9 protein-coding genes are annotated in these 8437 nt (G+C 27.8%); 8 read left to right on the top strand and 1 reads right to left on the bottom strand.

What is annotated here, in order from left to right:
* Positions 1-314: 314 nt before the first annotated feature.
* Positions 315-839: a hypoxanthine phosphoribosyltransferase gene (hpt, locus tag JOC62_RS06555; protein WP_204594418.1), complete on the bottom strand. Its 525-nt coding sequence runs from the start codon at positions 837-839 to the stop codon at positions 315-317.
* Between the two features lie 180 nt (positions 840-1019).
* Here hpt and hflX point away from each other — a divergent pair, with 180 nt between their 5' ends.
* The 8 genes from hflX (at position 1020) to JOC62_RS19305 (ending at position 8421) form a co-directional block, all read left to right on the top strand.
* Complete coding sequence (gene hflX, locus JOC62_RS06550) at positions 1020-2819, top strand: GTPase HflX (RefSeq protein WP_204594417.1); 1800 nt, start codon at positions 1020-1022, stop codon at positions 2817-2819.
* Positions 2820-2965: 146 nt separating this feature from the next.
* The gene (locus JOC62_RS06545) at positions 2966-3865 is read left to right on the top strand and encodes a nucleotidyltransferase domain-containing protein (protein WP_204594416.1); all 900 of its coding nucleotides are present in this window, start codon (positions 2966-2968) and stop codon (positions 3863-3865) included.
* Positions 3866-3878: 13 nt separating this feature from the next.
* Entirely contained in the window at positions 3879-5294 is a 1416-nt protein-coding gene (locus JOC62_RS06540; RefSeq protein ID WP_204594415.1) for an aminotransferase-like domain-containing protein, read from the top strand.
* On the top strand, positions 5282-5929 hold the full coding sequence (locus tag JOC62_RS06535; RefSeq protein WP_204594414.1) for a YigZ family protein: 648 nt from the start codon (positions 5282-5284) through the stop codon (positions 5927-5929). Before JOC62_RS06540 ends, JOC62_RS06535 begins: the two co-directional genes overlap by 13 nt.
* Before the next feature lie 116 nt (positions 5930-6045).
* The gene (locus JOC62_RS06530; protein WP_204594413.1) at positions 6046-6783 is read left to right on the top strand and encodes a YebC/PmpR family DNA-binding transcriptional regulator; all 738 of its coding nucleotides are present in this window, start codon (positions 6046-6048) and stop codon (positions 6781-6783) included.
* Between the two features lie 246 nt (positions 6784-7029).
* Positions 7030-7182, top strand: coding sequence for a hypothetical protein (locus JOC62_RS06525; RefSeq protein ID WP_204594412.1), 153 nt, complete (start codon positions 7030-7032; stop codon positions 7180-7182).
* 56 nt (positions 7183-7238) lie between these two features.
* Positions 7239-8153, top strand: a complete 915-nt coding sequence (locus tag JOC62_RS06520) for a tyrosine-type recombinase/integrase (protein WP_204594411.1) — start codon at positions 7239-7241, stop codon at positions 8151-8153.
* Positions 8154-8295: 142 nt separating this feature from the next.
* The gene (locus tag JOC62_RS19305; RefSeq protein ID WP_279381506.1) at positions 8296-8421 is read left to right on the top strand and encodes a hypothetical protein; all 126 of its coding nucleotides are present in this window, start codon (positions 8296-8298) and stop codon (positions 8419-8421) included.
* Positions 8422-8437: the final 16 nt, after the last annotated feature.

The following is an 8437-nucleotide window of genomic DNA, read 5'->3' as shown; positions in this document are numbered from 1 at the left end:
AGTAGTAGTATAAAATTATACTTAGAAGATATGGTTAATTGTTAGGGGATTTATTCTATAGCCTTTATATCTTAAAAGAGTCATTTAAAGAATAGGTATTTAAAATGTTAATATAGAAAAGAGATTTATATGTGATTTTCAGTTATTAAAAGACTAAGGTTAATATTAACATTAGTCTTTTAATAACTGAATTTTGATAAGAACATATATAATTTGTAAAAATATATAGTTAAAGCATAATTTATAATAATTAAAAAATAATAAACCTAGATAATTGAAAATTATCTAGGTTTATTATTGATTAAATTAAATTTCTAGCATTCCCAATTGAAAACATAAGGAACATTTCTATAGTGGTCGCCATAGTTTAATCCATAACCTACCACGAATAAATCTTCAATTTCAAAGCAACAATAATCAGGAGTAATTTCAACTTTTCTTCTTGAAGGTTTGTCTAATAGTACACAAGTTTTTATTGATTTAGCACCTAGATTTTTTACGTGATTAACAACAAAGTTCATAGTAATACCACTATCTACTATATCGTCAACTATTAAAACATCATATCCTTCTATATTATCTGGAATATCATTTACAACTTTAACATTTCCAGAAGTTGATTCATTATTTCCATAACTTGATGTAGTCATAAAGCCAATTTTAGCTTTAGTATCTATGTATCTAACTAGGTCAGCTGCATATATAAAACTTCCTCTTAGTAATGATAATACATAAAGATTTTTATCTTTATAATCTTCTGTTATTACCTTTCCAAGTTCAGCGATTCTTGTTTGAATTTGCTCTTCTGAGAATAAAATATTACGTTTTTTATCGTCCATTAATAAAACCTCCAAGTAAAAATATGTTTCGTATTCTTTGAATAATTCTTTAATAAATAAAATACTGTATTATAAAAGAAAAATCAAGTAAAAATTTTAATTGACATAGTTTACAATTAAGTTCTATTAGTATAGAATTATAGTCAAATTGAATAATAGACATTTGAAAAGGGTGATTAAATGATACAAGGAAACACAGAAGGAATCAGAAATTCAGTTCTTGCAGAATTAGATACCTTATATAGCATAAAAACGCAAAAACAAGAAGTTTGTAATATAGAGATAATTGATATAATAGCTAGACTTTCTTCTCAAATAGAAAGAGAGATAAGTGTAGCCATAGACAGAAAAGGAAAGGTTACATCAGTTGCTATAGGAGATTCAACATCAGTTGAATTACCAGTTTTAGATATTCATGAAAAGAGACTTTCAGGAGTAAGAGTAATACACACTCATCCAAATGGTCTTAGTAATCTTTCAGCACTTGATTTAACTGCACTTATAAAGCTTAAGTTAGATTCAATTATTGCAATAGGCATATATAATGGTAAAGTGATAGACTTTTCATTAGCTAATTTGACTGTATACAATAATAATTTAGTGTATGAAGAAGCAAATAACTTATCATTTGAACAATTAATGTCAATAGATATAATAGATAAAATTAGATATACTGAAAGTCTTATAAAAGAAAATGATGTAATAGAAGATGATGGTGAAAAAGCTATATTAGTAGGTTCTGATACAAGAGAGAGCTTGGAAGAGCTTGCAGAACTTACAAAAGCTTGTGATATACCAGTTTTAACTAAAGTATATCAAGGAAGAAGTAAAATTGATCCAGCTTTTTATATAGGTAGGGGTAAAGTTTTAGAAATAGCACACCTAAGACAAACAGAAAGAGCAAATGTAGTTATATTCGATGATGAACTTTCAGGATCACAAGTTAGAAATCTTGAAAATGCAATAGGAGCTAAAGTTATAGATAGAACTACATTAATATTAGAGATATTTGCAAGGAGAGCAAAGAGTAAGGAAGCTAAAATACAAGTAGAACTTGCTCAATTAAAGTATAGATTAAGTAGACTTCAAGGACTTGGAACAATACTTTCAAGAACAGGAGGAGGTATTGGTACTAGGGGCCCTGGAGAAAAGAAATTAGAAACAGATAGAAGACATATAAGAGAGACTATTTATGACTTGAATCAAGATCTTAAAAAGATTAAAAAAATTAGGGAAGTTCAAAGAGAAAAAAGAAACAAAGAAAGCATTCCTAAAGTATCTTTAGTTGGATATACAAATGCAGGTAAATCAACTTTAAGAAATACTCTATGTAGCATTGCAGCATCAAAAGATAATAGAAATAAAGAAGAAGTATTTGAAGCAGATATGCTATTTGCTACATTAGACATTACAACAAGAGCTGTAATACTTAAAAATAAAGGCCTTATAACATTAACAGATACAGTAGGATTCGTTAGAAAGCTTCCTCATGATCTGGTAGAGGCGTTTAAATCAACATTAGAGGAAGTTATATATTCAGATCTTTTATGTCATGTGGTTGATGTATCAAGTGATGATGCATTAGATCAAATAAAGGCTGTTGAAGAAGTTTTATCAGAACTTGGATCAATTGATAAAGAAACAATTCTTGTTTTAAATAAAATTGATAAAGCTACAGAAGAACAAATATCTAATATAGAAGAAAAAATGTCTTATTATGATGATATAGTTAAAGTTTCTGCAAAGGAAGAAATAAATTTAGATGAGTTATTAAATCAGATAGAAATTAAGCTTCCTTATAATTTAAAGAAGGCAGAATACGTAATACCTTATGATAAAGGAGATGTTGTTTCATTCCTTCATAGAAATGGGAGAATATTAAAAGAAGAGTATGTAAATGAAGGGACAGCACTTACTGTTGAGGTAGATGATGAAACTTATAATAAGACAAAAGAATATATAGTAAATGTAATAGATTAAAAAAAATAAATAGATTTTTTACTTAAAGATTCCTAATACAGATTTTTGTATTAGGAATCTTTATTAATTTTAAATAGTATTTTAACAATTGAAACAGTTTTGTTATAATAGATTAAAAGAGGAGTAGTGTTATAGGGGGCATATTGATGATGAAAAGCATAATAATTGAGTATCAAAAAGCGTTTAATGATATAATGGAAGATTTTAAAAGAAATAAAAATGTTAGTGCGGTTTTTACTTTTGGAAGTATGGTTTCAGGAGATATTTGGGAAGAATCAGATATAGATTTTTTTGTTGTGTACAAAAATGAATTTCATAAAGTTCGTGATATATATTCAGAAGTTAATGGGATTCCAATACATGCTAAATTACTTAGCAAGGAAAAATTTATGGACTCTTATGAAAACGAAGGAAATAAGGGAACTTCAAAGAGTATACTAAAATTCTCAAAAATAGTTTTTTCAAGAGATAAAGAGATAAACTCAATTTACAATAGAGCTATATATGGTGGAGATGAATATACTCATGAAGAAAATTTAGAATATTTAAGCAAGGTCATTAAAGAAATAAGTATATGCAAAAAATATATACAAATCGATAGAATGTATACGGCATATGAAGTGATGATAAGAAGTTTAGATAGTTTTTCAAAATTATATCTAAGTTTAAATGGATATACAATAAGCAAAGACTCTATTAGAATGGCAGTTAATTTAAATGATTCATTTAAAAGCATAATAGATAAGAGACTCTTTAATGGTATAAACAAAGAGGATATAATAGAGATTGTAAGCTATATAGAAAGGTATATTGAAGATAATATACTAGCATCTTCAAAAGTAATACTAGATATTTTAGGAGATAGTAACGAATATTTAAGTGCTTCTGAAATAATTAAAAATTTTAAAATAGTAGGAAGTAAAGTAAAAGTAGAGCAGATACTTAAAAAACTTTTATCAAAAGGTATAATTAAAAAAATGAGCAAAAAGGTTATAGATAAAGATAATAATATTATAATTAATGAAAATGTATATGGAATAGAATAAGGAATGATATGTTTTGAAGAGTATAAAGGAAATTATATTTGAAGAGGAAACACCAAAGTATATTCAAATTGCTAATAAGTTTAAAAAGTTAATAGAGGATGGAAGTATACTAGATGGAGAGAAGCTACCAACTATTAGAGAGTTAAGTACTGACCTTAATGTAAATAAAATAACGGCTATTAATTGTTATAAAAAACTTAAAAATGAAGGCTTTGCGTATCAGAAAGTAGGGAGTGGAACCTTTGCAAAGAAAAAGGAGATGATTTCTCCTTTTAGAAAAGATTATTCAAAAACTTTCAAGCTTCTTAAAAATGATGATGTATCTAAATATGTGGACTTTACAGGAGAAACAACAAAAGAAATACTTTTTCCCATTAAAGATTTTAAAGAAATAATAAATACTGTTTTAGATAGAGATGGTGAAGAGGTATTACTTTCTCAAAATACATTAGGATATGATCCTTTAAGAGAAACTATAAATAATGTATTTTGGGATGGCACAGTTAATACAGAGGATATATTAATAGTTTCAGGAGCTCAACAGGGAATTGATATAGCTTCTAAAGCATTACTTAACATAAATGATAATGTCATAGTAGAGAAGCCGACTTATGGTGGTGCTTTATCAGTTTTTAAGTGGAGAAGAGCAAATATATTTGAAGTTCCAATAGAAGAGGACGGAATTAATATTGAAAAATTTGAAAAAGTGTTAAAGAAAAATAAGATTACACTTTTTTATGCTATGAGTTATTTTCAAAATCCTACAGGAGTATCATATAGTTTAGAAAAAAAGAAGCGTATATTAGAACTTGCAAAAGAGCATGACTTTTACATAATAGAGGATGATTATTTATCAGAACTTATTTATGAAGAAGATTTTAACTATATACCTTTTAAATATTTAGATAAAGAAAATAGAGTGATATATATTAAAAGTTTTTCAAAGATATTTATACCTGGTATAAGACTAGGATATATTATTGTGCCTGAAAAATTTAGAGAAAATTTTTTAAGAACTAAATTTAATACGGATATAACTACGTCAACTCTTATGCAAAGAGCTTTAGAATATTATATTGCAAATAAAAACTGGAAAGAAAATATACACAATCTTTCAGTTGAATATAAGAAACGTTATAATTTAATGGGAAAAATTATAAAGGAAGAACTTTCAGATTATGTATATTATAACAAACCAAATGGAGGATTAAATTACTATTTAGAGATTAAAGATATTAGAATATCTTCAAGAGAGTTATTCTATAGGTTAAAAAAGAACCATGTTTACATTACACCTGGAGTATTATTTTTTAGAACTAATGAAGAGGGCGATAGGTCTTTTAGAATAGGATTTTCACAAACAGATTGTGATAATATAATCAAAGGACTTAGGATAATTAAGGAGGAGTTTAAGTCATGGCATATATAACTATAAGGGACCGTGGAGAAGATCGCTTTGAGGAAAAAAAGTCAGAGTTTATTGGATATGCAAAAAGAGTTGAAAGTGAAGAAGAAGCTAAAGAGTTTGTAAATGAAATAAAAAGTATGCATAAGCAAGCTAGACATAATTGTTGGGCTTATGTTATTGGACAAAACTATGGAATTCAAAGATATTCTGATGATGGAGAACCTCAAGGAACAGCAGGTATACCAATATTAGAGGTTATGAAAAAGCAAGGGGTAACAGATTGTGCGATAGTAGTAACTAGATATTTTGGTGGAATACTTTTAGGCGCTGGTGGACTTACTAGGGCATATACAAAGGGAGCTAGCATAGCACTTAAAGCTGGTGGAGTTGTTGAAAAAGTCGAAGGTGTTAAAGTGTCAATAGAAATAGAGTACGATCTTATTGGAAAGATACAGTATCTTTGTGGGCAAAATAATTGGCATATAGAAGATTCAGAGTATACAGATAAAGTAACAGTTCATATATATGCTGAAAAAACAGTTGTACCTGCAATTGAAAAAGAAGTAACTGAAGCTACAAATGGTAAAGCTATTATATCTAAAGATGAAGATGATATATACTTTAAAGAAGATAATAGGCTTTTTAAAGGAATTTAACTCCTTAAATTGTAAAAAATATATAAACAATAGATATGTTGAATAAAGTGAAATTTTTATGATATAATTTTATGGTATAATTTTTATAGTTTTAACAAATGTAAGGAGGAATAGACATGTCAGGACACTCAAAATGGCATAACATCCAAGCTAAAAAAGGTAAAATGGATGCAAAAAGAGGAAAGATTTTCACAAAAATCGGAAAAGAAATAATTGTTGCAGTAAAGAATGGTGGTTCAAGTCCTGAGTCTAATGCTAAACTTAGAGACGTAATAGCAAAAGCAAAGGCAGCTAATATGCCTAATGATACTATACAAAGATCAATCAAAAAAGCAGCTGGAGAATTATCATCAGTAAACTACGAACAAAATGTTTACGAAGGATATGGTCCATCAGGAGTTGCAGTAATAGTTGAAGTATTAACAGATAATAAAAATAGATCAGCAGGTAATGTAAGAAGTGCTTTCACTAAAGGTGGTGGAAACATGGGAACAGCAGGGTGCGTTGGATTCATGTTCCAAGAAAAGGGAGAAATCGTTATAGAAAAAGGCGATTTAGATGAAGAAGAAGTAATGATGATGGCATTAGATGCTGGAGCAGAAGATTTCCAAGCTGAAGATGAGGTATTTGTTGTTTACACTGAACCAGATAGCTTTGGTGAAGTTAGAGAAGCATTAGAATCACAAGGATTAGAATTCTTAGATGCTGGAGTTAAAAAGATTCCAGATACAACTTCAGAGTTAAATGAAGATGATGCTAAGAAGTTCCAAAAGATGTTAGACTTACTTGAAGATGACGATGATGTTCAAGAAGTTTACCATAATGCTGAATTCCCTGAAGGATGGGATGAATAATACAGCTGAATGCAGTATTATTCAGTGTTAGCAGTGTTTTTACAATATGTTTTACAGAAGGTAAAAGTAATATGAAGTAGGGAAAAATCCTCTTCATTATGATAAATGTTAACAAAAAGCATAGTTTTGACTATGATGTTCATTTAGAAGCTACTTTTCAAAGCAGATTAGCAGATAATTTGTTATGAATAGTGCTTCTTTTTTATTGCTTAAAAATATATAATTTAATATGGAGGTGTATTAAGTATGAGTAGAAAATCAACAGTTACAAAGGTGTGCCAACATTGTAAAGTTTCAAAAAGTTTATCAGATTTCCATAGAAATAAAACAAAACCTGATGAACATAATGGAATATGTAAAGTTTGTCAGGCTGAAGTAAACAAAAAGAATAAGCAATAATTTTAATTAGTCACTATTCATAAATTTAGTTTATTATGAAAGGTGGCTTTTTATTTATGTTAGTAGATGATATTGTAAAAGAATTTATTTTTGAGTTACAGGTGCAGAATTATACACCTAGAACAATAAAGGGGTATAAGAACAATATTTTAAAGTTCATGGAATACTGTAAACAAGAATTTGAAGTTTTTGAATTAGAGGAAATAAATCATATTCATATTAAAAAATATTTTCAGTATTTATTAAGTAAAGGAAGAAGTTCTGTTTATGTAAATAATATATTAAAGAACATAAGGGCATTTTTTAAGTATTGCTATAAGGAAGAATATATAAACAGAAATATAGCTTTAAAGGTTGAATGGCAAAGGGAAAAGAAAACAGTAATTAAGACTTTTAATGATGAAGAGGTACAGGGTATGCTAGGGGTGTACACCTATAAGAATTATCTTGAAACAAGGAATAAATGTATAATGGCAGTTTTATTTGATACAGGTATTAGAAATCTTGAACTTTGTACACTAGGTATATTAGATATAAAAGATACTGTTATATATATTAAAGGTAAAGGAAGAAAAGAAAGAGTTGTTCCTATAAGTCCAATGCTAAAAAAGATAATGATAAAGTATGAGAGGGCAAGGGAAGAATATATTAAAGATAGTATTATAAAAGATGATGCTTATTTCCTATCATATAGAGGTAAAAGAATGACTGGTGAAGCAGTTGAAAGAATAGTAAAGCTTTGTGGTAAAGAAGCTAAAATAAGAAGTGAAATAAGATGTTCCCCACATACTTGTAGACATTATTTTGCACAAGCACAATTGAGAAATGGACTAGATGTATATTCACTGAGCAGATTATTAGGACATGAAGATATAAGTATAACAAAAAGATATTTACAGGGATTAGAAGATAAAAATATTGTTGAAATAAGTGTTAAAACAAGTCCATTAATGAATTTAAGAATTAAATAAAATGGTATTTAGGCAATGAATTAAGTTTCATTGTCTTTTTTTATGTCACATATTTGCAGGATCAAGCAACTTAGCTTTATATAAAAGGATGTCACAAGTATTTAGTGTTATTGAACCTAAGATTATGTAGGAGGTGATAGTAATGAAAATAGTTCATGTATTTGATAAGAAGACACAAATATTAATAGATATATATTTTATTGATGAAATAACAGGAAATAAAGTTGATTATTCTGTAGAAGAATTTAGAAAAAGTATAAAACAATAAATTAAATGGAGGATCT

Source organism: Clostridium sardiniense, assembly GCF_016907995.1.
In the GTDB taxonomy this organism is placed as follows: Bacteria; Bacillota; Clostridia; order Clostridiales; family Clostridiaceae; genus Clostridium; species Clostridium sardiniense.
Note: the sequence above shows the minus strand (reverse complement) of the source record. Positions and strands in the feature narration are given on the sequence as shown.

What these genes read in the sequence shown, in the direction of transcription:
- hpt (WP_204594418.1), bottom strand. Translation starts at nt 839, where the DNA reads ATGGACGATAAAAAACGTAATATTTTATTCTCAGAAGAGCAAATTCAA.
- hflX (WP_204594417.1), top strand. Translation starts at nt 1,020, where the DNA reads ATGATACAAGGAAACACAGAAGGAATCAGAAATTCAGTTCTTGCAGAA.
- JOC62_RS06525 (WP_204594412.1), top strand. Translation starts at nt 7,030, where the DNA reads ATGAGTAGAAAATCAACAGTTACAAAGGTGTGCCAACATTGTAAAGTT.
- JOC62_RS06545 (WP_204594416.1), top strand. Translation starts at nt 2,966, where the DNA reads ATGATGAAAAGCATAATAATTGAGTATCAAAAAGCGTTTAATGATATA.
- JOC62_RS06520 (WP_204594411.1), top strand. Translation starts at nt 7,239, where the DNA reads ATGTTAGTAGATGATATTGTAAAAGAATTTATTTTTGAGTTACAGGTG.
- JOC62_RS06535 (WP_204594414.1), top strand. Translation starts at nt 5,282, where the DNA reads ATGGCATATATAACTATAAGGGACCGTGGAGAAGATCGCTTTGAGGAA.
- JOC62_RS19305 (WP_279381506.1), top strand. Translation starts at nt 8,296, where the DNA reads ATGAAAATAGTTCATGTATTTGATAAGAAGACACAAATATTAATAGAT.
- JOC62_RS06530 (WP_204594413.1), top strand. Translation starts at nt 6,046, where the DNA reads ATGTCAGGACACTCAAAATGGCATAACATCCAAGCTAAAAAAGGTAAA.